Source organism: Flavobacterium psychrotrophum (assembly GCF_003403075.1).
Taxonomy (GTDB): Bacteria; Bacteroidota; Bacteroidia; order Flavobacteriales; family Flavobacteriaceae; genus Flavobacterium; species Flavobacterium psychrotrophum.
Genome location: NZ_CP031557.1, coordinates 2,875,403 through 2,900,864 on the forward strand (window position 1 = coordinate 2,875,403; position 25,462 = coordinate 2,900,864).

Annotated in this window: 20 protein-coding genes; 12 read left to right on the plus strand and 8 right to left on the minus strand. The window is 39.4% G+C overall.

From position 1 onward, the window contains the following. Positions 1-23: 23 nt before the first annotated feature. Complete coding sequence (locus DYH63_RS12440; RefSeq protein ID WP_116789114.1) at positions 24-1,226, minus strand: hybrid sensor histidine kinase/response regulator; 1,203 nt, start codon at positions 1,224-1,226, stop codon at positions 24-26. A gap of 745 nt (positions 1,227-1,971) precedes the next feature. On the opposite strand from DYH63_RS12440, the gene DYH63_RS12445 reads away from it, so the two are divergent. The 5 genes from DYH63_RS12445 to DYH63_RS12465 all read left to right on the plus strand — a co-directional run bounded on the left by DYH63_RS12445 (position 1,972) and on the right by DYH63_RS12465 (position 13,311). Continuing rightward, positions 1,972-6,642 carry a RemA C-terminal-like gliding motility protein gene (locus DYH63_RS12445; protein WP_162927015.1) on the plus strand — a complete coding sequence of 1,557 codons (4,671 nt, stop codon included), beginning with the start codon at positions 1,972-1,974 and terminating at the stop codon, positions 6,640-6,642. 277 nt (positions 6,643-6,919) lie between these two features. Continuing rightward, the gene (locus tag DYH63_RS12450; protein ID WP_162927016.1) at positions 6,920-10,201 is read left to right on the plus strand and encodes a RemA C-terminal-like gliding motility protein; all 3,282 of its coding nucleotides are present in this window, start codon (positions 6,920-6,922) and stop codon (positions 10,199-10,201) included. Between the two features lie 128 nt (positions 10,202-10,329). Then, positions 10,330-11,598, plus strand: a complete 1,269-nt coding sequence (locus DYH63_RS12455; protein ID WP_116789117.1) for a glycoside hydrolase family 5 protein — start codon at positions 10,330-10,332, stop codon at positions 11,596-11,598. A gap of 38 nt (positions 11,599-11,636) precedes the next feature. After that, positions 11,637-12,311: a hypothetical protein gene (locus DYH63_RS12460; RefSeq protein ID WP_116789118.1), complete on the plus strand. Its 675-nt coding sequence runs from the start codon at positions 11,637-11,639 to the stop codon at positions 12,309-12,311. Between the two features lie 79 nt (positions 12,312-12,390). Then, on the plus strand, positions 12,391-13,311 hold the full coding sequence (locus tag DYH63_RS12465; RefSeq protein ID WP_116789119.1) for a DUF7003 family protein: 921 nt from the start codon (positions 12,391-12,393) through the stop codon (positions 13,309-13,311). Between the two features lie 162 nt (positions 13,312-13,473). Here the strand turns inward: DYH63_RS12465 and DYH63_RS12470 are convergent, their stop codons facing one another. Together DYH63_RS12470 and DYH63_RS12475 are read right to left on the minus strand one after the other, a co-directional pair. Further along, positions 13,474-13,905 carry a hypothetical protein gene (locus DYH63_RS12470; protein WP_116789120.1) on the minus strand — a complete coding sequence of 144 codons (432 nt, stop codon included), beginning with the start codon at positions 13,903-13,905 and terminating at the stop codon, positions 13,474-13,476. 119 nt (positions 13,906-14,024) lie between these two features. After that, the gene (locus tag DYH63_RS12475; RefSeq protein ID WP_162927017.1) at positions 14,025-14,555 is read right to left on the minus strand and encodes a hypothetical protein; all 531 of its coding nucleotides are present in this window, start codon (positions 14,553-14,555) and stop codon (positions 14,025-14,027) included. A gap of 70 nt (positions 14,556-14,625) precedes the next feature. Here DYH63_RS12475 and DYH63_RS12480 point away from each other — a divergent pair, with 70 nt between their 5' ends. Then, positions 14,626-15,228: an IMPACT family protein gene (locus tag DYH63_RS12480; protein WP_116790825.1), complete on the plus strand. Its 603-nt coding sequence runs from the start codon at positions 14,626-14,628 to the stop codon at positions 15,226-15,228. A gap of 77 nt (positions 15,229-15,305) precedes the next feature. Here DYH63_RS12480 and DYH63_RS12485 read toward each other — a convergent pair whose 3' ends face one another. Further along, positions 15,306-15,704, minus strand: a complete 399-nt coding sequence (locus tag DYH63_RS12485; protein WP_116789122.1) for an acyl-CoA thioesterase — start codon at positions 15,702-15,704, stop codon at positions 15,306-15,308. Positions 15,705-15,894: 190 nt separating this feature from the next. On the opposite strand from DYH63_RS12485, the gene dnaA reads away from it, so the two are divergent. The 6 genes from dnaA to DYH63_RS12515 all read left to right on the plus strand — a co-directional run bounded on the left by dnaA (position 15,895) and on the right by DYH63_RS12515 (position 22,161). Beyond that, positions 15,895-17,322: a chromosomal replication initiator protein DnaA gene (gene dnaA, locus DYH63_RS12490; RefSeq protein ID WP_116789123.1), complete on the plus strand. Its 1,428-nt coding sequence runs from the start codon at positions 15,895-15,897 to the stop codon at positions 17,320-17,322. Beyond that, complete coding sequence (locus tag DYH63_RS12495; RefSeq protein WP_116789124.1) at positions 17,323-17,790, plus strand: low molecular weight protein-tyrosine-phosphatase; 468 nt, start codon at positions 17,323-17,325, stop codon at positions 17,788-17,790. Further along, the gene (locus DYH63_RS12500; RefSeq protein WP_116789125.1) at positions 17,790-18,503 is read left to right on the plus strand and encodes an SAM-dependent methyltransferase; all 714 of its coding nucleotides are present in this window, start codon (positions 17,790-17,792) and stop codon (positions 18,501-18,503) included. Before DYH63_RS12495 ends, DYH63_RS12500 begins: the two co-directional genes overlap by 1 nt. A gap of 228 nt (positions 18,504-18,731) precedes the next feature. Then, a complete protein-coding gene (locus DYH63_RS12505; protein ID WP_116789126.1) occupies positions 18,732-20,249 on the plus strand; it encodes a SulP family inorganic anion transporter in 1,518 nt (505 codons plus the stop codon). Positions 20,250-20,304: 55 nt separating this feature from the next. Then, positions 20,305-21,486: a Na+/H+ antiporter NhaA gene (gene nhaA / locus DYH63_RS12510; protein ID WP_116790826.1), complete on the plus strand. Its 1,182-nt coding sequence runs from the start codon at positions 20,305-20,307 to the stop codon at positions 21,484-21,486. 414 nt (positions 21,487-21,900) lie between these two features. Further along, on the plus strand, positions 21,901-22,161 hold the full coding sequence (locus DYH63_RS12515; protein WP_116789127.1) for a hypothetical protein: 261 nt from the start codon (positions 21,901-21,903) through the stop codon (positions 22,159-22,161). On the opposite strand, the gene DYH63_RS12520 is transcribed toward DYH63_RS12515, so the two are convergent. The 4 genes from DYH63_RS12520 to dapF form a co-directional block, all read right to left on the minus strand. Continuing rightward, the gene (locus tag DYH63_RS12520) at positions 22,158-22,808 is read right to left on the minus strand and encodes a peptidoglycan-binding protein LysM (protein ID WP_116789128.1); all 651 of its coding nucleotides are present in this window, start codon (positions 22,806-22,808) and stop codon (positions 22,158-22,160) included. The genes DYH63_RS12515 and DYH63_RS12520 overlap by 4 nt on opposite strands. Before the next feature lie 270 nt (positions 22,809-23,078). Next, a complete protein-coding gene (gene mltG, locus DYH63_RS12525) occupies positions 23,079-24,119 on the minus strand; it encodes an endolytic transglycosylase MltG (protein ID WP_116789129.1) in 1,041 nt (346 codons plus the stop codon). 16 nt (positions 24,120-24,135) lie between these two features. Beyond that, positions 24,136-24,663 (minus strand): GNAT family N-acetyltransferase, encoded by a 528-nt coding sequence (locus tag DYH63_RS12530; RefSeq protein ID WP_116789130.1) that lies wholly within the window; start codon positions 24,661-24,663, stop codon positions 24,136-24,138. After that, on the minus strand, positions 24,657-25,439 hold the full coding sequence (dapF, locus tag DYH63_RS12535; RefSeq protein WP_116789131.1) for a diaminopimelate epimerase: 783 nt from the start codon (positions 25,437-25,439) through the stop codon (positions 24,657-24,659). Before dapF ends, DYH63_RS12530 begins: the two co-directional genes overlap by 7 nt. Between the last annotated feature and the right edge of the window lie 23 nt (positions 25,440-25,462).

Sequence of the window (25,462 nt, forward strand, 5' to 3'; positions counted from 1 at the left end):
GTATTGTTTCTGGTTATATGCGTTTATACAGGAAACACCATTATAAAACTGGCCCCTTTTTCAAGGCTGCTTTTGGCGGTAATAATCCCGTTATGTTTTTCTATAATCTTTTTGGCAATTGCAAGGCCAATGCCGGTGCCCTCATAACTTTGCCTGTCGTTTAAGCTCTGAAAGATAATAAATATCCGGTCAAGATATTTTTCATCAAAGCCTATTCCATTGTCTTTTACGGTAATCCTGTAAAACGTTCCCTCTTGAACAGCAGCGCTGTCAAAGCTTTTTTCGTTTACATATTCGCCATTTATTTCAACAACCGGCGGTTCGCTATTTTTTGCAAACTTAAGCGAATTTCCGATAAGGTTTTGAAAAAGTTGACGTAACTGCGTGTAGACACCATTTATAGTAGCAAGGTTACCCGCTTTTACTGTAGCATCTTTTTCTTCTATCAGATAATCAAAGTCGGTAGTAACCTCAGCAATAATCTTGTTAAGATTACACATTTCGGGCGCTACATTACTGGAAAGCCTGGAATAATCAAGCAAATCTGTAATGAGCCTTGACATCCTTTCGGCAGACCGTATGGTACGGTCTACATAGTTTACCCCGTCTTCAGAATTAATGTAGCGTTCTTTTATAATTTTGCTAAACATCTCTATTTTCCTGAGCGGCTCTTTAAGATCGTGCGATACTACCCAGCTAAATTGTTGCAGCTCGTGGTTACGCATTTCCAGCTCATCATTTTTAGCAACAAGCTCAGCAGTACGTTCAGCCACTTTAGCCTCAAGGTTATCCTGTGCTTCTTTGCGTATCTCTACTTCTTTACTAAGTATATCGCGAATGCTTCTCAGCTCCTGTTTTTGCTCATAGAGCTTTAAAAATGTTTTTACTTTTAAGATAAGAAAATCAGGATCTACCGGTTTTGTAATGTAGTCTACCGCTCCGGTTTCATAACCACGCGATATATATTTTTTCTCCTTATTTATGGCCGATAAAAAAATAACAGGTATGTCTTTTGTACGCGAGCTTCCGGCCATGATTTCCATAACCTCAAAGCCATCCATACCCGGCATTTGCACATCGAGTATAATAAGTGAATAGTTTACTTTAAGGATTTTTATAAGTGCTTCTTCTCCAGATTCAGCAGAGTCTGCCTGTAAACCATGTATCTCAAGAATTTTTTTGAGGGGCATTATATTTTCCCTCTGATCGTCAACAATAAGTATCATGGTTTAGAAAGGAGATAAAATATAGTGAGCCCGGCAAAACCTACAAACAGTAAAGTATTAGCGGGCAACATATTATTATAATAAATATAAGTAAAGCGGTGATTTTTGTTCACAAATCAAATGTATAAAAATAAGTGTTAAGGGTTTGTTAATTTTTAAAAGAAGAAACTTAATGTTTACAGCCAAAAATCCTCGCATTACAAATCTATAATTTCAGTAAACAGGTTGAAATTATTTCGACAACTGTACCTGTAAAGAATAAAAAACACAACAAATCTTTTCTTAATTATTAAAAATAATAACACTAAAATAACATAAAGTGAAATACAACGTAAAAAAAGGAGCTAATTTATATCTACAAAATTAAAATATATAACAAAATAACATGCTACACAATATTTAATTTCACACGTATTATCAAGACTTATTATTGCCGCAGATTTTTTTTGAGAAGCAGAAAACCAAATAATACAATCCTTCGTATATATTGGCAAATCGACGCACTGTCCCCAAAAATAATAAGTCATCTTAATTAAAGTAAGGTGTGGTTTCGATGGCTTCCCTCCTCTTTAATAAAATAAAGGGGAGGTTTTTATTTATATAACAATTACAGGCGTTAACAATTTAATAATATGCAAATGTTACATAAACAACTGTTATGCTGTTTTTTGTGATGAAATTTAGCTTACATTTGCCAATCCTAAAAATGCACAAAGTTAAAATTGAAATTAATTAACGTTTATTTATGTTAAAAAAACTACACAGAAAATTACTGAAGATGTTTGCTCTGGTGGCGTTGCTGCTAAGCGTAAACGCAACATGGGGGCAGGTTAACGAAAACTTTAATACTGTCTCTGGAACTGGTGGAAATAGTGGTGGATGGAGTGGAAGCATAGCATCTAATACATTAGGAACATTTGGAGACTGGACATCAGCCACTTCTTATAAAGGAGACAAATGCGTTAAGTTAGGATCTAGTAGTATTAAAGGCACAATTACCACACCTGCTATAGGCCTTACAGGTACTGCGACACTAACATTTCGTGCTGGAGCCTGGGATGGTAATACAGAGCAAACAGATCTGGTTTTAACTGTAACAGGAACTAATACAACATTAAGTGCAGCTACAGTAGTTATGACGAAAGGTAGTTTTTCATCATATACTGTAACCATTTCTAATTGTACAGCAGCTTCGAAAGTAACTTTCGCAGGAAAAAACGCTTCAAACTCCAGGTTTTTCCTTGATGATGTAGTTATTTCTCAAAATAGTACAACGCCTACTCTTTCAGCTACCTCAACATCTTTAACCGGTTTTACTTATGTTGTAGGGAATGGACCATCAGACTCACAAACATTTAGCATTAGCGGAAGTAATTTTACAACAGCTACAGGAAACCTGTCTGTTGGAGGTGCCACAAATTACGAAGTTTCTCTAAGTCAGAATAGTGATTATGCAGCTTCAATAAGCGTTCCTTATACTGGGTCTGCCATTTCAAACAAAACGATATATACAAGGCTTAAATCAGGACTAAGTATAAATACCTATAATGGTGAAACCATAACGATAAGCGGAGGCGGTGTCGCTACACCATACCCTACTGTAACTGTAAGCGGCAGTGTATTGACAAACAATGTAGCACCCATAGCATCAAATGTTACCGTAACAGGAACATATATGGTTGGACAATTGCTTTCAGGAACGTTTACTTATACCGATGCAGATAATGATGCACAGGGAACCTCAACTTATAAATGGTATCGTGCTAACGATATAAATGGCGCAAGTGCAGCAGCTATAACAAATGCTACCGCAGCCAACTATACATTAGTAAACGCAGATGCAGGTAAATTTATTCGCCTTGGTGTTACACCTGTAGCAGCTACAGGAACTTCACCTGGTGTTGAGAAATTTAGCGAATGGTCTGGATCTGTTGCAGCACCTACACTCACTACAACACCAGCATCTTTAAGTGGATTTACTTACTCTTTAGGCACAGGCCCTTCAACTTCACAATCATTTAGTTTAAGTGGCACCTATCTAACAGGTGCAGGTAATATAATTGTTTCTGCACCGTCAAATTATCAGGTATCATTAAATGATATTGATTTTACATCATCTGTAAATGTACCTTATACCAGCGCAACCCTTTCTCCTGCGACTGTTTATGTGAGACTGAAATCTGGTCTTAGCCAAGGCAGCTATAATGGAACTACGATTAGTATAAGCGGTGGTGGTGCTACAAAAACAGTTGCATTAAGCGGTACGGTAACTCAAGCTGTGGCAGTTAACGATGAATGCGCGACTGCTATTACTCTTACACTTAACGATGCCCCAAAAAGCGGTACAAGATTAAATGCTACGCAAAGTATATCCGGCACTCCTAGCTGCGGTGGAACTGCTGAAGACGATGTTTGGTACAAATTCACTACCTCAATTGCTGGAGAATATAAAATTACTTTTGCTCCAAGCGGAGATATAGATGGTGTTATCGACCTTCGATCTGGTGTGTGTAACAATACTGTAAACGTTGCTTGTGAAGATCATACAGCAGGCGGTGTAAATGAAGTAATGGTAATCTCTCTACCAGCTTCTACGACATATTATGTACGCGTTTATGACTGGTGGGATGCATCACTTATCCCGAGTAATAATAACTTTACTATTGCTGTATCATCACCTAAGCCTACTTTAACAGCTACTCAAACAAGTATCGCCTTTGGCAATCAAGCCTTTGGCACAACAAGCCCAACTCAAAATTTTAGCCTGAGTGGTATATTATTATCTAATGCGCCTGGAAATGTTAACATTGTATCAGCTAATACATCTTTTCAGGTTTCATTAAATGGTTCTAGCTGGTCAAATAACATAAATGTACCATATTCAGCTTCAACTCTTGCAAACACAACAATTTATGTAAGGTACATACCTTCTGATTTTGGTAATGTAACAGCCTCACTTTCTATAACAGGTGGTGAAGCAACAACAAGTGTACAACTAACAGGAACCGGTACAATAGTGGCTCCTATTGCAACTGATGCAACAGTTACTTCAACATCAGGTTTTACAGCGAACTGGAATGCTGTACCTGGAGCTACTGGTTATAAACTTGACGTTGCAACTACAAATGACTTTAACCTGGGTTCAACATCCAGTAGTACAGAGGGCTTTGTTGGTGGAAACGCACCTTCAGGATGGACGTTTAGTAATTTAGGATCACCATATACTTCATCAGGAAATTATGGTGCTGCATCTCCATCATTAAAATTTGACGATGATGTTAATAAATCAACAGTAACCACCACTACTTTATCTGGATCGGCAACACAGGTAAGTTTTTGGATAAAAGGACAGGGAGTTAGTGGAGATAGTGCATTCTTAGTAGAAGGTTTTAATGGTACAAGCTGGATAACTGTACAAAATATCACAGCTATCCCATCGACTGGAACTACAATTACTTATAGCGCAAGTACTACGCCTGCACTTCCTTCAAATCTTATCCAATTTAGGTTCACATATACAAAATTTATTGGAAACGTATCTTTAGACGACGTTGCGATAACATCTACAACGGGACCGTCAACATACGTACTGCCTTATCAAGATTATACTGTTAATAGTACTTCTCAAATCATATCAGGACTTGCAGCCAATACTACTTATTATTATCGCGTTAGAGCAATAAATCCCCCTTCAACTCTTACAAGCGCAAACTCTAACACTATACCTGTTACAACTGGTAAAAATCTTGTTTGGAATACAAACCAATGGACAGGCGGCGCAACACCAAGGCTAATAGACAATGGTACTATAGCAACTGCCTACACTACACCTGCCGCAGGTCTTAACATTGGTAACCTTACTGTAAACAGTGGCGTTACGGTAGATGTACCGGCTAATACAACAATTACTGTTGGCGGTAACCTGGTTAACAATAACGCTACAGGTGCTAACTTTATAGTACATGATAACGGTGCTCTTGTACAAACAGGTACAGGCACTAACACGGGTGCAGTTACTGTACTTAAAAACGCTAACCCGCTATACAGGCAGGATTATACTATGTGGGCTGCCCCGGTTGAAAACCAAAAGCTAATTGATTTTAGCCCTGCTACGCTTACAAATCGTTTTTACGAATATAAGTACGGTACTAATGCTCAAAATCAAAACATCGAAGGTTACTGGTCTATAGATCCTGCTAATACATTTAGCGCTGCTAAGGGTTACCTTATACGTATGCCAAATGTTGATGGTACCACAGGATATAATGCAGGCACAGCCACACTTACTTTTGAAGGTAAATTTGCAGGTAAGCCAAACACAGGAAATTACAACATTACAGCAAGTACGGCAGCAAACCGCTTTACAGCTGTAGGTAACCCTTACCCATCACCAATAGGTGTAGAAGAGTTTTATTTACAAAATAGTGATGTACTTGATAATGGAGCTACCATTTTCTTATGGAGAAAAAAGAACAGTACAACACAAAGCTCATCTTATGCCAAGCTAACACGTACAATGTTTACGGCTAACGGAGCAAGTACAGATGCTAACGGTAGTCATACTGGCGGGCAGGATCAGGAACAATTCTTTTCATCAGGAAGAACTTTCATGCTTGCTCCGGGTCAGGGCTTCATCGTTCAGACAAAAAATGGCGCTACAGGTACAGATATTAAATTTACAAACAGCATGCGTAAGGCTGCTCCTACAACAGGTGGCCAGGCATTCTTAAGAACTGCGCAAACACCTGCATCTCGCATGTGGATAAACATTGCAGGCCCTGATGGTGGCTTTAGCCAGTCTGGTATAGCATATTTAGCAGGAGCCACAACAGGTATTGATTATGGTTATGATGGTAAGCAACTTATAGAGCAAGGCATTGTTTCGCTATACTCTCTTGCCGAAAATACTGCACTTGCCATACAGGCAAGGCCGGAGTTTACAACTTCAGATGTGGTACCTATGGGCTACAACGCTAACATAGCAGGTAACTTTACCATTTCGATAGACCATACCGATGGTTTATTCTCTACAGGACAAAATGTTTACCTTAAAGATAAAGTTATGGGCATAACCCGTAACATATCTGAAAAAGACTATACATTTACTACTGAGGCGGGTAGTTTTGAAGACAGGTTTGAGGTAGTTTATACTACTGCAGCACTTGGTACAGACAACCCGGTTTTAACTGCAGATAACCTTATAGTTTACAAAAATGGCGAGTCTGTAAATATCAACGCAGGCAGCACACGCATAAATGCTGTTACAGTATTTGATATTCGTGGCAGGAAACTGTACAGCCAGCAAAATGTAAATAATACAGAAACTGTTATTAACGGACTTACAGTACAAAGCCAGGTGCTTATTATAGAAGTAGCAACTGAAAAAGGAATTGTAAGCAAGAAAATCATTTTCTAAAAAAGACACTTTCTTAATTAGAAATACCTTTTAAATACCTAAGCCCGGAAAATTAATTTCCGGGCTTTTTTTTGTTTCTTAAAAACACGATGTAAACAACAACATACAAGAAGTTTACACACACACAAAATAGCCTGAAAAAACACTGTTTTAGAAAATTCAGATCTGTTAACGAAATGCATTTCGACGGTGAAATTATTTCTTTCGGCGATAGAGCTTTAACCCTAAAAAATGCATGCAGTAGTCGCTATTCCTTTGTATAAAAAATGGGAATATTATGACTACAAATCGACTCTTAAGTGCTTACGCGCTGCTAGTTTGGAGCTTGACACTACTGTTGTTTACGGCTCCTGCAAATGCTCAGAAAGTTTATCCTGGCGCTACTGTAGCCAGCTCTAACGGAACTTTTAACAGCAATGTTACACTACCTGCAAATGCCGGTGGTACAGATTTTACTAATGCCGCGCGCATTTCGTCTTCGCTACTATCTAATGGTAACTATGTAGAGGTTAACTGGGGTACCACTCCTATTGCGGCAACTCCTGTTTATATTAAAGTAACTGCCGAAACTGGACTCCTTACAGGAGTTTTAGGTGGTGGCCTGGGTAGTCTGGTTGGCAATCTTGCAGCTATACTGCTAGATGGGCAATATATAAGAGTAACTGCTTATAATGGCACTACTGCCAGAAATAATGCCGTAATTGATGGAAACACCGTAAATGAAACCTCTGCTAACATTAAGTTAGTACAGGATGTTACTGGAACTTTTTACATCAAATTCATACCTAATAATACATTTACATCGATCAGAGTAGAAAATTTCAGGTCAGGAGCAACCGGTATTATTGGTGCAAAATGGCTGGATGTTTATGGAGCCTATTATGCAGGTAGCGCCGCAACCTGCGCTACAGGCAACTATACAAGTTATACTGGCGGTGGCCTGTTAGCCGCAGACATTACCGCCGGTGCGGGAAATGTTGATGCCTACAAAGCTATCGATGCCAGTGCTACTACATTCTCTAAACTTTCTATTGGTACCCTTGGTGTAGCTACTTATGTACAGCAAGACTTCTATTTTGAAAGCCCTTCAACTATAACAGATAAATACAATATTAAATTTAAGATATCGCCGGCACTAGTACAGGCGGGTCTTTTAAATAGTATTTCGATCAGGGGATATTCAGGCACAAATACCACGCCGGCATATACCGCTACTTCTGCAAGCCTTCTTAACGTAGATCTTTTAGGGCTCCTGCAAAACAACCAGACTACTTCAATAAGCGTTACACCAGGTGTTGTTATCGACCGTCTTTCTGTAAGGCTTACCGGATTAGTAAGTGCGTCAATACCTCAGGAACTTGACATATACTCTGTAACCAAGGGCGACTTTACTGTAAGCGTTGGTGGAGGTGGTAACGTACAGGTGGGCCAGGCAGTAACACTTACATCCAGCGTAAGCAACTGCGCTTCGTACACTTACTCATGGTCAGGCGGGCTTGGCACAGCTGCTACTGCTACACCGCCAACTACTGCAGTAGGTAGTACTACTTATACACTTACTGTTACAGATGCTTTTGGCATTCAAAAAATGGCCAGTGTAACTGTAAATGTTCTGCAACCTCCTGTAGCGGGCACACTAACCGGCGGTGGCAATATTTGCTACGGTAATGTACCGGGTGGCCTTACCCTTAGTGGGCAGACAGGAACGATTGCCCGTTGGGAAAAAGCAGACAACAGCTCTTTTACAAATGCTACAACTATAGCAAACACGGCTGGTGTTACATCTATTACAGGTGCACAAATAGGTGCGCTTACACAAACTACATATGTTAGGGCAGTGATACAGCTAAACGGTTATGCCGATGCTCATCCTACAGCTATATTTACTGTAAAAACCAGTACATGGGATGGTACAGCCTGGAGTCCCGCGGTGCCAGATATCAATACACTTGTACGCTTTACAGGCAATTACAATGTGGCAGCAAACATAGATGCCTGCGCACTCGAAGTAACTAACAATGCTATTGTGAACATCCCTTCAGAGTACACAGTAACTGTAAATGGTTATGTACATGTAACTACAGGAAGTTTTACACTACAACATAACGCACACCTAGTACAGCTAACAGATGCTGTAAACCAGGGAAATATTACACAGATACGAAGCAGCCAGCCACTTTACAGGCTAGACTATACACTATGGTCTGCCCCGGTAACAGGACAGCTAATGCAACCATTCTCTCCGGCAACTGCAACTGGAAGGTTTTACGATTATTATTATTATGCACAAAACACGACCACTAATGAATGGATAGAAGGTTTCTGGTCTGTTGATCCTGCAACAACCAGCTTCCAGCCTGCACACAGTTACCTGATAAGGATGCCAAATGAAAATGCAGCTCCCGGTTATAATGCAGGCACAGGCACACTAACATTTACAGGATCGTTTACAGGAGCTCCAAACAATGGTACTATACAAAGGCCTTTATCTACACTAAACAACAGGTTTACACCGGTAGGTAACCCTTACCCATCTCCTATAAACGTTCGTGCATTCTTTGATGCTAATGCAAGTGTACTTCAAACAGGCTCTACATTATACTTCTGGAGAAAGAAAAACAACTCAAACGCCAGTAGCTATGCTACCCTTAGCCGCGATGCTTATGTAAGCAACCATGCAACAGGTGGTAACCCGGGCGAAGAACATTTTGGTGGCGACCAGTGGGAAGCTTTCTTTAACAGTACGGTATCTCCTACACAGTGGATCATCAATCCGGGTCAGGGCTTTATAGTAAAAACTGCCACAGGCCTTACAAATCCACAGGTAACGTTTAATAATGCTATGAGAAGAGGCAACCATAATGCACAATTCTTCAGGACTGCAGAACCGGAAACACTTTCTCGCTACTGGATGGAAATGAAGGGTACAGATTCTTACAGTCAAATAGCGTTAGTTTATAGTAATACCGCTACATTAGATCTTGACTCAGGACGTGACGCTATGATAATGGGCGAAAATAACCTTGGTTTTTACAGTGTTGCCGCAGATACAAAACTAACAATACAAGCACGCCCTGAGTTTGCAGCAAGCGATGTAGTAGCTTTAGGTTATACAGCACAAAGTGCAGGACAGTACACCATTAACATATTACGCAAAGATGGTGTGTTTGACAACCAAAAAATATACCTGCGCGATAATCTGGAAGGGCTTACAAGAGAACTTGCTGATAATACTTATAGTTTTACCACAGAAGCAGGTACTTTTGATAACAGGTTTGAAGTATTATATACCACAACAGCACTTAGTGTTGATAATCCGGCTGCTACCCCAAAAACAGTTATGGTATATAAAACAGATAATGTTATCAACATCAATGCAGGAACAAGCCTTATAAACTCAGTAAAAGTATACGACATGCGTGGACGCGTACTATATGAGTCGGCAGAAAAAATAAACAATGTTGCTACTCAGGTTAACGGCCTTACAGCACAAACCCAGATACTGTTAGTGGAGGTAAATACAGTAGATGGTACCGTAACTAAGAAGATAGCGTATTAAAATTTGAAACCCTCCATTTTTTTTAAAGTCCCTGCTTCCCCGGCAGGGACTTTTTTGTGCTTATAGATTTCATATCCTATCGTCAGATTTTATTTATCTTTACGCTTCCAAATCAAAACATCGTTCTAATGACAAAAAAAATTATCCCGGGGCTGTTACTGGCCTTTACCGTACTAATTTCTTCATGCGCTGCCTATAAAACCGATCAGGGTCAGGCAATCCGCAAAGGTCCTTATAAAGGACAAATTTCAAAAACATCGGGCAGTAATATCCTTGATGCCGATGGAAAAGCAATTACCCTGAAGGGAACCAATTTAGGCAACTGGCTGGTACCCGAAGGTTATATGTTTAAAACAGGCCAGGTAAGCTCTCCCACTAAAATAGATGAACTATTTACCGAAATGGTGGGCCCGGACAGTACTGCAGCCTTTTGGCAAAAATACCTGGATCGATATGTAACACATGACGACATTAAATACCTTAAACGCATAGGTTGTAACCACCTCAGGCTGCCTTTCCATTACAAACTTTTCACTAACGATTTGTATATGGGCAAGCGTAATGCCGGCTTTGAATACTTTGACCGCGTAATAGAATGGTGCCGCCAGGAAAACATCTACGTGTTGCTTGATATGCACTGCGCTCCGGGTGGGCAAACCGGAGATAATATTGATGATAGTGCCGGATACCCGTGGCTGTACTTTAGTAAATCAAGCCAGGATCTTATGAGCGAAATATGGGTTAAAATAGCCCAGCGCTATAAGAACGACCCTATAGTTATAGGCTATGATGTGGTTAACGAGCCCATCGCCCACTATTTCCTAAAAGAAATACCGGATTATAACCACCGCTTGTTTTTACTTTACAAACGTATGGTAGCAGATATCAGGGCAGTAGATAAAAAGCATTCCATTTACCTGAACGGATCGGTTTGGGCAGGCGACTTTGGTGTGTTTGAAGAAATACTGGATGATAACATTGTATATGAATTTCACAAATACTGGTTTGACATCAACCAGGATGCCATACAAAAGTATGTTGACTTTCGCGACAAGCACAATGTGCCTATTTATATAGGGGAGACCGGTGAAAATACTGATGAGTGGATTAAAGACTTTACCGTACTGCTAAATAAGAACAACATTCACTGGGCGTACTGGCCTTATAAAAAGATGGACAACCTACGCGGCATCATGAACTTTAACCAGCCGGAAGATTATAAGCTGATTACTGACTATGCTGCCAGCGACCGTGCTAATTTTGAAAAAATTCGTACTAACATGCCCGACCGTGCAAAAGCACAAAAAGCCCTAAACGGATTTTTAGAGAATTGCCAGTATAAAAATTGTTTCCAGAACAAAGGTTATATTGAAGGTCTTGGGCTAAAAGTAGAATAAATTATTTATTATTGCACTTTAAAAAAAACCAATTAATTATGAAACAATTTTTAGCTATTTTATTTTTGGCAACTTTTACTTTACAGGCTCAAGACAGAGTAAACGAGGCAGAATCCCGTTCATTTGACGCAAGTACAGAAACCATGACCTCCGCCACGGGCTGGCTAAATTACAGCGGCCAGTGGATTGACCATTTAAACGTGATAAATCGAGATAATTCAGACAAGGGAAAAAAGAAATCAGGAGCATCAATGTCATTCGAGCCTCAAAATTTCGAGGAAATCAGCACAAAAAAATTTTCATATAAAAATAAAACCTACTACGTAATTGTTGTTAAAAACTGGAGTGGTGCATATCTATACCCGGCATTAAAACAAAATTGGGAAGAGCGCTTAAGTAAAACCGGATACGTAATTGAAGAGAAAGAATTCAATAAATTAAAAAATATAGATAAGCCGATAGAGGTAAAAGCACTTCAATCAATTTATATTAGCACAAGTGAATATGAATCTGGAAAATTTGTTAAAAGCGCAGAAGAGGCACTTGAAAAGCGAAAATCTGTTACATATGTAATGCCTGTTATGAAAACAGATAAAGGAATGATACGATTTTATATTCCTGCTTATTTCCCTGCCAATGATAAATATGACTTTAATCATTCATATTTTGAAACAGATATAGAAAATTTTTCTAAGATATATACTTTTAAATAGTAAGTGGAATTTTGATTACAAAACCGGAGCAGCAATGTTCCGGTTTTTTGTTTTTATATTTGGGTTAGTAATCAACCAAATGAAACAAATTATATTTTTACTCTTCTCTATTTTTATGCAGGCACAAAGTACAATTCCTGAACACAACATATTAAATGCATTAGATTATAGTAACACCGATGGGCTTTATACGCAGTTTATCCCTTTAGGTCATCCTTACTGTTATCTGATAGATTGCAGGCTCAATATCTTTAGATCAGATAACGGTGAGTGGGCCATTGCTGCCGAAAAACTTGGCTACAACCCAAGGAGCGGTTATGTAGAACTGGAAATTTATTATTACGGCAATTGTCTTAAAAACCTTGAAGAATATAATGGAAGCTTTTCTAACTCCTATATAGTTTTTCCTATTGATATTCATAGTTATGAGTCTACTACAGATGGCGAAGTTTTAAAGCCTGATGCAAAATATTGGCTGGTTCGTGGAGAAAAAGTACAGCTAACACACAATAAGTTAACATATAAGAATGCAGGTATTGAGTTAAAAGAATATGAACCGGGAGAAATAAATATAGAAGAAGCAGGCCGGCTTACCATCATTAACTACCATAACCTCTTTAGAGCTACCGATGCTGAGTTATACAAATGTATACCGAAAAGCTTAAAAAAAATAATGGTACTTGACACATGGTATCATAGGGATTATGACCGTTCTATAACAATCCCTTCTACTGATAATTTAAAAAAAACGTATGAGCTTAATAAAAGTATGATGGAGAAAAACGGGATAGATGTAAACCAATTTCTCAACTCAATGAAAGATCAAAATAATCGCTCCCAAAAAATGAATGAAGAGAATTACAATATCAACCGTCCATCGTCTTATGAAACCTGGCAGTTAATTGCAAAAGTAATTTCGCAAAATAATCCCGCACTTTATAAACCAATGTTTGCCTCCAATACACACTGGAAAAACTGGCCAGAATCCGGAAGTCTTTAAACTAAAAATATTCGACCTAAATAATATGATTTGTTAAGCAATACTATTAACCGGATATTCAGAATCCCGATTTTCCATTTCGACTGTAGCGCAGTGGAATGGAGAAATCTCCCTCTGACAATAGAGATTTCTCCCTATCGGTCGAAATGGAAAACAAGTTATCTAAACCTTCGGCTTTGTTTTTACCGCTGCTACAAGATTAGTACTTTCATTAGTATAAAACACCACCTTGCGTGTTTCGGGCAGGCCAGCAATGGTACTTTTTAAAATGGTACAGCTAATTTTTTCTACTAAAGCTTTATCATCCGGGGCAACAATATAAATACCCACCTGTTTGGCATCTTTAAAATAAAAGTACACTTCAACCTTTGTCTCAGCAGATATTGCTGTAACCTCATTAGTTACTTCAGCCAGTAAAGCTTTAGAATCTCCGGGATATGTAAATTTAGCAGCCAGCGTCTTGGCATCTATTACTTCAAAAGCACTCATACCAAGGCCACAGTACATTTCTCTAGGTTTTTCATTCTGTCCACAGGCAGTTAATAACAATGCGGCAGAAAATGCGATAAAAGATTTTTGAAATATGTTTTTCATGGTAAAGATTCAGTTTGGTTTATGGATTTAAAGTTAGGAAAATTGTGATTATATTTAGTGTACTTTAAGACTTTTAATACGTTGCTCCTTCTCTTTTAAATTTGCTTCACTAACATACGTTAACATCCCCCAAAACAACTATTTTCTCCGCTAAGATATCCCTCATTATATAAGGCATGGGCTAAAGCTTTCATTTCTTCATCATTAAGCCCGATTGAAAACTTACCTCCTTCTTTAATTATTTTAAGTGCTTTTTTAAAATCATATTTCTTCTTAACAACCTCAACAAGCTTAGGATCGTAGTCAAAAAAAGAAATATTATCAAGAGCCTCTTTATTTCTAAATTCAAAATACCTGCTCTTGGCACGCTTTTTTGATTCGTATACTTGCTTGTCTTTAGTCTTAAATTCAATGTGAAGTGCCCCGGCAACGAAATTGCCTTTAGTACAAATTTCTTTTGTTTCTCCTGAAATAAGATTTTTAACCTCTACAACAGTAAAATACCTGAACGTTCCTCCATTTTCTAATGCCCTCACAAAATTTGAATGTTTTGTTTCTTCAATTGTTATATCTGAATTTGTGTAAGCATCCCTGCAACTTGAACACAAAATACATAATATGGCAAAGCAAATAATTATTGAGTATTTCATATCGGTTTGGTTTACCACAATAATACACAATTTTCCCATTACAATTACTTACCCTACCTTTACAGGCTTTATGGAAAACGACACTTACAAAACCCTGGCAGCCCCCGGCGAAGAAACCCTTTTTAAAGAAAAGGGCAGTAAGTTCTTTGGCTACGCTTTTCCTGTAAATACCGAAGACGAGGTAAAATCGCTGCTTATCGACATTAAAAAGCTGCATCCGCAGGCGCGGCACTGGTGTTATGCCTTTCAGCTGGGTACCGAACCTAACATATATTATCGTGCTAACGACGATGGCGAACCCAGCAATACGGCCGGTGCTCCCATCTACGGGCAGATACAAAGCTTTGGCGTTACTAACGTGCTGGTAATATCGGTACGTTACTTTGGCGGAGTAAAGCTGGGCGTGGGCGGACTAATCTCGGCTTATCGCCTTTCAGCTCAAATGGCACTTCAGGCTTCAGAAATTATAGAAAAAACCGTAGATGTACAGTACACCATAAAATTTGGCTACGCAGACATGAACCGGGTAATGCGGGTTATAAAAGAAAAGAACCTCAACATTGTTTCTCAAAAAATGGAAATGGACTGCGAGATAGTTATCGCAACACGCAAAAAAAATGCCTCAATGGTATTTGAGGCATTTGAAAGTCTTTATACAATTTCAATTAAATAGTTTCAGGTTTCAGGTTATTTTTAAAGTTGTGTACTATACTGAACGGTGAAAAAACCTGAAACCTGAAACAAATAAAACTAAAAATTAAGCTTCTCTTTTACATACTGAGGCGGGCTTGTTGGTCGTCCGGTTTTCATGTCTACAAACACCAGCATAGAGTAACCCGTTGTTAATAACTCCTGTTTCTCGTTATATATTTCGTAGTCAAATTCTATCTTAACGCCATCCTGTTTTTTAAGTATCGTCTTCACACTTAAAAGGTCGTCATAACGGGCCGGTTTTTTATAATTCATGGTCAGCGACACCACCGGAAGCATGATACCCGCCTCTTCCATCGACTTATAGCTAATACCAAGATTTCTAAGCCATTCTACACGACCCATCTCAAAATATTGCGCATAATTTCCGTGATACACCACCCCCATTTGGTCGGTTTCGGCATAGCGTACACGTACTTTAAATTCGTGAAAATTCATATATTTTAATTGTTAATTTTTTACTAATTTTATGTTATTGGTGCTTACAATATTTTTTTAGAATAATCAATACACCCAAAATTTTTTTTTGAGGAATTTTGTGTTCATATTTGTTCTCCCGAAAAGGGATGAAAGCCTGTTCATTCCTGAAGTAAAAACAACAATTATAAACACCTAATATTCAGGATATATGACTAAAACTGCGCAATCGGTATGGGAAAACTGTCTGTTATTTATACAAGACAATATTCAGGAGCAGGCCTACAAAACCTGGTTCGAACCGATAAGGGCAGTTGAGCTTTCAGACAATGCCCTGTATATCCAGGTGCCCAGTAAATTCTTTTACGAATGGCTCGAAGAACACTATGTAAAGCTGCTTAAAGTAGCCCTTACAAAAGAACTTGGAATCGGCGCTAAGTTACTCTATAAAATTAAAATGGAAAACACTTATGGCAACAAACAGCCCTTTACAGAGCAGTTGCCAAGTGCCCACCGTGCCCCTGTAAAACCACAGGAGGTAGATGTACCTTTGCAAAACAAAAACCCGGAGCTTAAAAACCCGTTTGTAATACCCGGCATACGCAACCTTAAAATAGAATCTCAGCTTAATGCTAATTACAGCTTTGACAACTTTTTTGAAGGCGATGCTAACCGTCTTGCCCGTTCGGCAGGTATGGCTGTGGCAAACAAACCCGGAGGTACTTCTTTTAACCCACTCCTTATATTTGGTGGTGTAGGTTTGGGTAAAACCCACCTTGCACATGCCATAGGAATTGAGATAAAAGACAAGTACCCGGACAAAACAGTCCTATATATATCGGCAGAGATTTTTACCCAGCAATATATCGACTCGGTAAAACGTAATACCCGTAATGACTTTATCCATTTCTATCAATTGATAGACGTGCTTATTATAGACGACGTACAATTTCTTTCCGGAAAAACCGGTACACAGGATGTGTTTTTTCACATCTTTAACCATCTGCACCAAAATGGAAAACAGGTTATCCTTACATCAGATAAGGCACCGGTAGACATGCAGGATATAGAGCAGCGCCTGCTGTCCCGCTTTAAGTGGGGCCTTTCGGCAGAGTTGCACCAGCCGGACTATGAAACCCGTATCTCTATTCTTAACAACATACTGTTTCGTGATGGCGTAGAAATGCCTTCGGAAATTGTAGAATATGTAGCACGTAATATTAAGAGCAACGTTCGCGAACTTGAAGGTGCTATTATATCGCTCATTGCACAATCATCTTTTAACCACCGCGAGGTAAACCTTGAGCTTGCCAAAATGGTGGTAGAGAAATTTGTAAAGAACGTAAAGCGCGAAATATCTATAGATTACATACAAAAAGTAGTCTCTGATTATTTCCAGCTGGATATAGATACGCTGAAATCTAAAACCAGAAAACGCCACGTGGTGCAGGCCAGGCAGTTAGCCATGTTTTTTGCCAAGAAGTTTACAAAAGCATCCTTAGCAAACATAGGCTCTCAAATAGGCGATCGCGACCATGCTACCGTGCTTCACGCCTGTAAAACCGTAGATAACCTGGTTACTACAGATAAACAGTTCCGTAAGTTTGTAGATGATATTAATAAAAAACTATCTGTATAAATGCCCGTTAAGATACTGATGGTATGCCTGGGCAATATTTGTCGTTCGCCACTGGCGGAAGGCATATTGCAAAGTAAACTTCCTTCAGATAAATTCACGGTAGATTCTGCCGGAACAGGAGACTGGCATGCCGGGCAGGGTCCGGACAGACGGTCTGTTGCCACTGCAAAAGGCCGCGGACTGGATATTAGTTGCCAAAAGGCACGCCAGATAAAACCAGCCGACTTTACCAACTTTGACCATATTTATGTAATGGACAGCAGTAACCTGCGCGACGTTACTAAACTTGCACCGACACAAGAGGCAAAAGCCAAAGTAAAACTGATGATGGACGAGGTATTTCCAGGACAGAAAGTTGATGTACCCGACCCTTACTATGGTGGCCCCGATGGTTTTGAAAAAGTATATGATATGCTTGATGAAGCCTGTACCCTTGTTGCCCAAAAACTTATTAAAGAACACGCCTGATGCCTGCCGGAAAACTATACCTCCTACCCGTTCCCCTTGGTGATGATGCCAACCCTAAAGATGTACTTCCGGAAACGGTAGCACGGTCTATTGAGTTTATAGACCATTACATAGTAGAGAACGAAAAAACGGCACGCAAATTTATTAAGGCCATACTACCTACTAAAAAACAACCCGATTTAAAACTCTCTGTTTTAAACAAACATACCCTGGCCTCTGAACATATTGCTTTTATACAACCTTGTATAGAGGGTAAAAACATAGGCCTGATGAGCGAAGCAGGATGCCCCGGTGTGGCAGATCCCGGTGCTGCCATTGTAAAGCTGGCACATGAAAAAGGCATACAGGTGGTTCCGCTTGTAGGGCCTTCTTCTATACTACTGGCTATGATGGCAAGCGGCATGAACGGCCAGAGCTTTGCCTTTAATGGCTACCTGCCTATTGATAAAGGCGACAAAAAAGCAGCACTTAAAAACTTTGAGAAACTGAGCCAGGAAAAAAGCCAAAGCCAGATTTTTATAGAAACACCGTTTCGCAACAACAGGCTGCTTGACGACCTTTTAGTATTACTTCAGCCCAGCACACACCTGTGTATTGCCGCAGATATTACACTGCCTACAGAGCTTATTAAAACCCGCACTGTAGCCCAGTGGAAAAAAGAACAGCCCGACCTGCACAACAGGCCTGCTATTTTTATCGTTCATAGGTTTTAAGAAAGCTTCTTACTCTAAGCAAATTAGTTGTTGAGCAGCTTCACTCTAAAACTGCTTAGGTTATTCCACATTTTTTCAAAAAAATATAAAGGAGGGATAACGAAATAATCTATCTATATACTGATTAGATTGCTTCGTTGTTCCTCCTAGCAAAGACGTGCGTGAATAAAGGAACGTTCAAAACTTTGCTTCTTTGCAACTCTGCAACTTTGCCACTATCTTCGCACAATGAAACTATTCGACTTCTCAAAAAAGATCAATTATAAAAACGAGATACTGGCCGGGCTTACCGTAGCCATGACCATGATACCTGAGTCGCTCTCGTTTGCCATATTAGCGGGCTTTCCTCCCCTCGTAGGCTTATACGCAGCTTTTATCATGGGGTTGATAACTGCAGTACTTGGCGGCAGGCCGGGACTGGTTTCGGGCGGCGCGGGCGCAACGGTTATAACACTTATCGCCCTTATGAAATCGCACGGGCTGGAATATGTATTTGCTGCTGTGGCTCTTGCGGGCGTGTTCCAGATACTCGTAGGTATTTTTAAATGGGGAAAATTCATACGCCTGGTACCACAACCTGTAATGTACGGTTTCGTAAATGGGCTTGCCTTGGTAATATTTATGTCGCAGCTGGAGCAATTTAAAACGGTGATAAATGGCGAAAGTGTATGGCTGAGTGGCACACCGCTTTATATTATGGGCGGGCTTGTAGCGTTAACCATTGCCATAGTTATTGGTTTACCTAAAATTACGAAAGCTATACCGGCATCGCTGGTTGCCATCATGGTAGTATTTGCTGTGGTATTAGGTTTGGGCATCGAAACAAAAACTGTTCAGGATATCGCATCGGTACAGGGTGGCTTCCCTCCTTTTCATATACCGAATATTTCACTTTCATTCGAAACGCTTAAAATCATATTGCCCTACTCCCTTATTATGGGTGCTGTAGGCTTAACAGAAGGCCTGCTTACCCTGAATTTAGTAGATGAAATTACAGGCACCCGTGGCAACAGTAACCGGGAATGTATTGCACAGGGCACGGCCAATATTGCCAACGGTTTCTTTTCGGGTATGGGCGGTTGCCCCATGATAGCCCAAACGTTTGTAAACCTAAATGCAGGGGCACGCGCCAGGCTGTCGGGCATTGTAGCGGCACTTACCATATTGTGTATCATCTTATTTGGCGCACCGGTTATAGGCAAATTACCCATGGCTGCACTTACCGGTGTAATGATCATGGTAGCCGTAGGAACATTTGAGTGGGCAAGTTTTAAAATTATACGCAAAATGCCAAAAAGCGATATCATTACAGGTATTCTTGTAGCAGTAATAACTATTGTACTGCACAATCTGGCATTGGCAGTACTTATAGGCGTTATCATATCAGCCCTGGTGTTTGCATGGGAGAGTGCAAAACACATCCGTACAAAAACCTATCTTGATAACGGTGGCATTAAATATTATGAGATTACAGGCCCGCTATTTTTCGGATCGATAACTGCATTTAATGAACTTTTTGATATTGTTAATGACCCTCAGGAAGTTGTAATTGACTTTAAAGAAAGTCGCATTACTGATATGTCGGCTATTGAAGCGGTAAACATACTGACAAGAAAATACAATGAAGCAGGCAAAAAACTAACGCTGAAACACCTTAGCGCAGACAGCCGTAACCTGCTTAAAAATGCAGAGGGTATTATTGAAGTAAACATTAACGAAGACCCGCTTTACAAAGTAGTTTCGTAACAGCTTTGGCACTTTTACCTTGCCGTATTTTGATGTATGCAGTATCTTAGCAGATATGGTAAAACTTATAAACTTTAGTGTTTTCAAAAAATTTTTCGGCTCTTCAGCAGCAGGCGGAATTATTTTATTGACATGTGTAGTACTCTCTCTAACAATTGCAAATACTGGATTAGCAACCCCATTTAACCATTTTTTAGATATAAAAATAGGTTTTAAAAATTCAGTTCTTAATTTACAATATAGTACTATAAGCTGGATAAATGACGGGTTAATGTCTGTATTTTTTCTTTTAGTAGGCTTAGAAATAAAGAGAGAGATAATTGAGGGAGAATTATCGTCTGTAAAACTCGCTATACTTCCTGTACTTGCTGCCATAGGCGGCGTTATAGTACCTGCACTTATATACAGCCTATTTAATCATAACGACATACATACTGCCAATGGCTGGGGTATACCTATGGCTACCGATATTGCTTTTGCATTAGGAATATTATCGTTGTTAGGAAATAAAGTCCCATCAAGGCTAAAGATATTTCTTGCAGCCCTTGCAATTGTGGATGACCTTATAGCTATTTTAGTAATCGCCATCTTCTACTCAAGCGGTTTACATTATAATTATCTTTTATATGCTTCGGGTATATTATTGTTGCTCATCATCTTTAACCGTGCAGGAATTAAAAATCTTTGGTTTTATGTGGTTCCTGGGGTTGTTATGTGGTATTTTATACACCACTCTGGCATACATGCTACAATAGCCGGAGTACTTACAGCATTAACGTTACCCACAACACCTGATGACACCGAGTCTCCTCTTGAAAAATTGGAGCACCTTTTGAGTAATCCCGTGAACTTTATAATCATGCCGATTTTTGCTATAGCTAACACAAATATTACTTTTGAAGTAGGAATGTCTCAGGGGCTTATTAGCAATATGGGACTGGGTATTGTACTGGGGCTATTTCTAGGTAAACCTATAGGCATATTCACCATGTCCTGGCTAGCCGTAAAATTAAAACTTGCCAAACTCCCTGCTAAAGTAGGCTGGATACATGTTCTAGGTTTAGGGCTTTTAGGAGGCATAGGTTTTACAATGTCCATTTTTGTAGCACTACTATCTTTCGACAAACCGTGGTTGCAGTCAGAAGCAAAGTTTTCTGTATTAGTTGCTTCAATCTTATCCGGAATAGTTGGTTACACTTTCCTTAGTATCTATAATAAAAAGAAACAGCGTACTTAGTTTATTTAAAGGTTAAAACACAACCTAAAATATAAATACAGCATTATAATCAACACATTGCTTCATTGAGAGCTATTGAAAAAACCTAATTAGTTCAATAGATTAAGTTCAATATCAAATTTCACCCTTTCAATGTTTGCATATTATTAAAAATTCAGCACTTATTTTATCAAATTGTTTATTCGATTTTATTTTAAACAAATCATAAAATATTCAATGTTAAATTCTTTAATTTAGCAGTCTAAATCACATTTAACAATGCCATTATTTCCGGAATTTACCATCGCAATCGTGTTGGGGGCACTATTGCTATTTTACCTGGTCTTTCGGTTTCTAAACAGTAGACCGGGGTATCGCTCCCGAAAAAATGAATTACTTGAACGGTTTCAGTCCTTAAGAGTAAAATCTATTAAAATGCAGGAGGCACTCAGCAATTATATTTTGACTGAGCATGTGCTGAAAGATATTTTTGTAGATAGCTACACTTATGGAGATTTCCTGAAATACCTTCAAAAAAACCACATTCAGTACTTGTCTGATAAAAATTATGCAAGGCTTAAAAACAGTGACAACCGCTTACTGCTAAAGCAAACACAACAAGTACTCGAAGAACAGGAGAACAAGCTTGTTGATGCTGAAAGCAAGCTTGAGACGGTACTGCAGAAGAAAAGTTAAGCTTTTACTTTTGGAGAAGGATGTGCTACTATGTTAGAAGTATCATAGCCGCCAAATTTTTTGATGTAACTTTTTAAAGATGTACCAAAACCATCGCGGTAGCCATTGCGCCCATTACTGTTTAAAAACACTTTTACAGAATTGGCACCGGCTAAATGCGCAGCGGCAAGTATGCCCGATTCGGTTATTGTAACACCACGGATAACCTGGCCTTCGTAGCGGCCTATTTCATTTCTAAGTTCCCATTTGTTCTTGCAAAGAAGGGCTTTAAAAGCACGCTCCTGAAGGCCGGGATTATTTAAAAAGTTTTTTGTATTATAAATACCAAGGGCGCGAAGTGCTGTTTTGCCAAACTGGTATTTGCCCATGTAGCCATAACGGTTAACAAGCTTATAAAGGCCCTGGCTCTCTTTAATGCCTACTGCCTGTTTAAAGCCTACATAAGATTTTCCGGTAAATGGAAAGTTGAAGTTGATCTTGGCGGTTTCATCTATTGTAGGAACCGAGTAATGTGTTATCTCGTCTTCGGAAAGGTGAAATCCTTCTATCCTTCCAAATTGTTTTTCCTCTTTAGTCTTGAAACCGGTACTAACGGTTGCAATGAATAGGGCAAGCCCTGAAAAGTATATCCATTGTTTTACTAACATGTAATTTTATTTCTCATAATCTGTCACCTTATGAATTTCACAGTCGCAAATATACGCAAAAAATCTAACCTGATTTACAACTACTTAGCAACACCGGTTACTTTAACTTTACTTTAAGATTACAAAACCCATTGCGAAAACCGTACAAACACCACTAAACAAAGGGATTAACAAGAGCTGTTTTAGGAAGTGAAAATGTATAAAAAAAAGCAAAAAAAATATCCAAACAGCTCTAAAACCGTTTGGATATTTTAAAATTTTTGTAGGATTTTACCTCTTTATACCCATCTTTTCTACCCAGGCAACATACTTTTGGCGGTTTACTTCGTGTTGTGCCGGGGTAACGGCAAACTCATGGTAACCAAAATTAGTAACACTGGCACAAAAATAAATATAGTTGTGCTTTTCAGGATTTAGTACAGCGTCAATAGCGGTAATATCTGGCATTGCTATAGGCCCAGGAGGCAAGCCGGCATACTTGTAGGTATTGTAAGGCGAGTCTATAACTAAATCTTTAAAAAACACACGTTTTATAACCTGGTCAAAATCGCCAGACTGTTTCTTGATGGAATAAATAACGGTAGGGTCGGCCTCAAGCTTCATCCCTTTATTAACACGGTTAAGATATACACCGGCTACACGCGGCCTCTCATCGGTCTTTACCGTTTCTTTATGTACTATACTGGCAAGCGCAGAAACCTGCAATGGTGTAAGTCCTAATGCCTCAGCTTTGGCTGTACGCTCTGGCGTCCAGAATTTTCGATACTCTTTAATCATTTTATCGCGCACCTTAGTTGCCGATGTGTTCCAGTAAAACTCATAAGAGTTAGGAATAAAAATACTAAGTACATTATCTTCATTAAGGCCGTTTTCTTCGAGAAAAGCCTTATCTGTAAAGGCATTTAATATTTGCAGGCTATCTGGCTCTATTTGCTGAGACAGGCGCCCGGCAAGCCTTTGCAATGTTTCCTGATTATTAAATGACACATGAACTATTACAGGGTTACGCATTGAGCCAACAATATCGTTATTACTCATACCCTGTGTAAGTATGAATTTACCAGATTTTACATTTTCCGGATATTTTTTAAGGCCGGCTACCCAGTCAAATTTCTCCATATCTTCTACATAAGGGGTAAGCAGTTCTTTAGCCTTATCATAGTCAGATCCGCTGGGTATGTAGACAGCTACTTCTTTTTGAGTAAATTTTGTATTTGCTACGTATATTTTCTGGTAGGCATTGTACCCATAATACGTTCCGCCGAGGATGAATATCAGCGAAAAAATTGCAATAAATCTTCTTAGTTTCAAGGTTATAATTTTAAAATTATTTGTTTATCAACTGGTATAAGGCTTCGTCTGCATAGGTAGTCCCTCGCTTGTTCCACTCTTTTTTTATACCTATCAAATCAAAGCCAAAATTAGTAAAAAGGGCGGCACTTGCAATATTTGACGTATCAATATTTGCATAGAGCTGATGCAGGTTTAAAATACTGAATGCGTATTGCTTAACAAGGCCAAGTGACTCACTGCCCAGGCCTTTACCCCTGTTACCTTCGTCAGCAATAATAATCCCTATTCCGGCTCTTTGATTGGCCGGGTCAAAGTCAAACAAGTCAATAAGACCTACGGCATCAAAACTGCCCCTCATGCAAATGGCAAGCCGCAACTGCTTAGCCTCATAAATATCCTGGTGGGCATTTTCAAGGTACTGCCGTATAAGGAAACGACTGTATGGCGTTTGCGTGTAACTAACTTCCCACAGTGCCTCATTATTTTCTATACGATAAATAAACTCAAGGTCTTCGGGCTCCAGTGCGCGCAGGTAAATTGTATTTCCGGTTAAGGTTACCACTCGGCTTCGCCTTTAAATACAAAACGTGCAGGCCCTGTAAGATATACATCCTTAAACTGCTTGCCATCTTGCGTAAAAGACACGCTAAGCGAGCCTCCGGGTGTTTGCAGGCTAATCGTATCAGACGTGGTTTTACCTAAAACCTTCATGGCTATGGCCACGGCAGTAACACCGGTACCACATGAAAAAGTTTCATCTTCTACACCCCTTTCATACGTTCGCACTGAAAATTTGTCAGGACCTGACTGGTTTACAAAGTTTACGTTTGCACCAGCATCTCCATACAACCCGCTATAGCGTATGTTAGCCCCTATTTGTTTTACATCGAGTTGTTGCAAATCGTCTACCAGCTCTACATGATGCGGCGATCCTGTATCAAGAAACAGGTAATTTTCATATATCGATACCGTATTAACGTCTTTCATATGCAATGATACTATACCATCATCACTTATGGTAGCGTGGTGGCGACCATCTACAGCTTCAAACTCTGTTTCATTATCTATAATGCCCAGCGCATTGGCAAAAGCCACTATGCAACGGCCTCCGTTTCCGCACATCGTGCTGGTATTTCCATCAGAATTGTAGTATACCATACGAAAATCAGTACTACCTGCGTTCTCTAATAAGATGAGCCCGTCTGCACCAATGCCAAACCTTCGGTCGCACAGTTGCGAAACAAGTTTGGTATCATTTTTGGGAAAGATATCATCGCGGTTGTCTATCATTACAAAATCGTTACCGGTACCCTGGTATTTGTAAAAGGTGTATTCCATCATGCAAGTTATATGGGCAAAAG

Coding starts and splice junctions, on each gene's coding strand:
- DYH63_RS12440 (WP_116789114.1), bottom strand. CDS start 1,226: ATGATACTTATTGTTGACGATCAGAGGGAAAATATAATGCCCCTCAAA.
- DYH63_RS12445 (WP_162927015.1), top strand. CDS start 1,972: ATGTTAAAAAAACTACACAGAAAATTACTGAAGATGTTTGCTCTGGTG.
- DYH63_RS12450 (WP_162927016.1), top strand. CDS start 6,920: ATGACTACAAATCGACTCTTAAGTGCTTACGCGCTGCTAGTTTGGAGC.
- DYH63_RS12455 (WP_116789117.1), top strand. CDS start 10,330: ATGACAAAAAAAATTATCCCGGGGCTGTTACTGGCCTTTACCGTACTA.
- DYH63_RS12460 (WP_116789118.1), top strand. CDS start 11,637: ATGAAACAATTTTTAGCTATTTTATTTTTGGCAACTTTTACTTTACAG.
- DYH63_RS12465 (WP_116789119.1), top strand. CDS start 12,391: ATGAAACAAATTATATTTTTACTCTTCTCTATTTTTATGCAGGCACAA.
- DYH63_RS12470 (WP_116789120.1), bottom strand. CDS start 13,905: ATGAAAAACATATTTCAAAAATCTTTTATCGCATTTTCTGCCGCATTG.
- DYH63_RS12475 (WP_162927017.1), bottom strand. CDS start 14,555: ATGAAATACTCAATAATTATTTGCTTTGCCATATTATGTATTTTGTGT.
- DYH63_RS12480 (WP_116790825.1), top strand. CDS start 14,626: ATGGAAAACGACACTTACAAAACCCTGGCAGCCCCCGGCGAAGAAACC.
- DYH63_RS12485 (WP_116789122.1), bottom strand. CDS start 15,704: ATGAATTTTCACGAATTTAAAGTACGTGTACGCTATGCCGAAACCGAC.
- dnaA (WP_116789123.1), top strand. CDS start 15,895: ATGACTAAAACTGCGCAATCGGTATGGGAAAACTGTCTGTTATTTATA.
- DYH63_RS12495 (WP_116789124.1), top strand. CDS start 17,323: ATGCCCGTTAAGATACTGATGGTATGCCTGGGCAATATTTGTCGTTCG.
- DYH63_RS12500 (WP_116789125.1), top strand. CDS start 17,790: ATGCCTGCCGGAAAACTATACCTCCTACCCGTTCCCCTTGGTGATGAT.
- DYH63_RS12505 (WP_116789126.1), top strand. CDS start 18,732: ATGAAACTATTCGACTTCTCAAAAAAGATCAATTATAAAAACGAGATA.
- nhaA (WP_116790826.1), top strand. CDS start 20,305: ATGGTAAAACTTATAAACTTTAGTGTTTTCAAAAAATTTTTCGGCTCT.
- DYH63_RS12515 (WP_116789127.1), top strand. CDS start 21,901: ATGCAGGAGGCACTCAGCAATTATATTTTGACTGAGCATGTGCTGAAA.
- DYH63_RS12520 (WP_116789128.1), bottom strand. CDS start 22,808: ATGTTAGTAAAACAATGGATATACTTTTCAGGGCTTGCCCTATTCATT.
- dapF (WP_116789131.1), bottom strand. CDS start 25,439: ATGGAATACACCTTTTACAAATACCAGGGTACCGGTAACGATTTTGTA.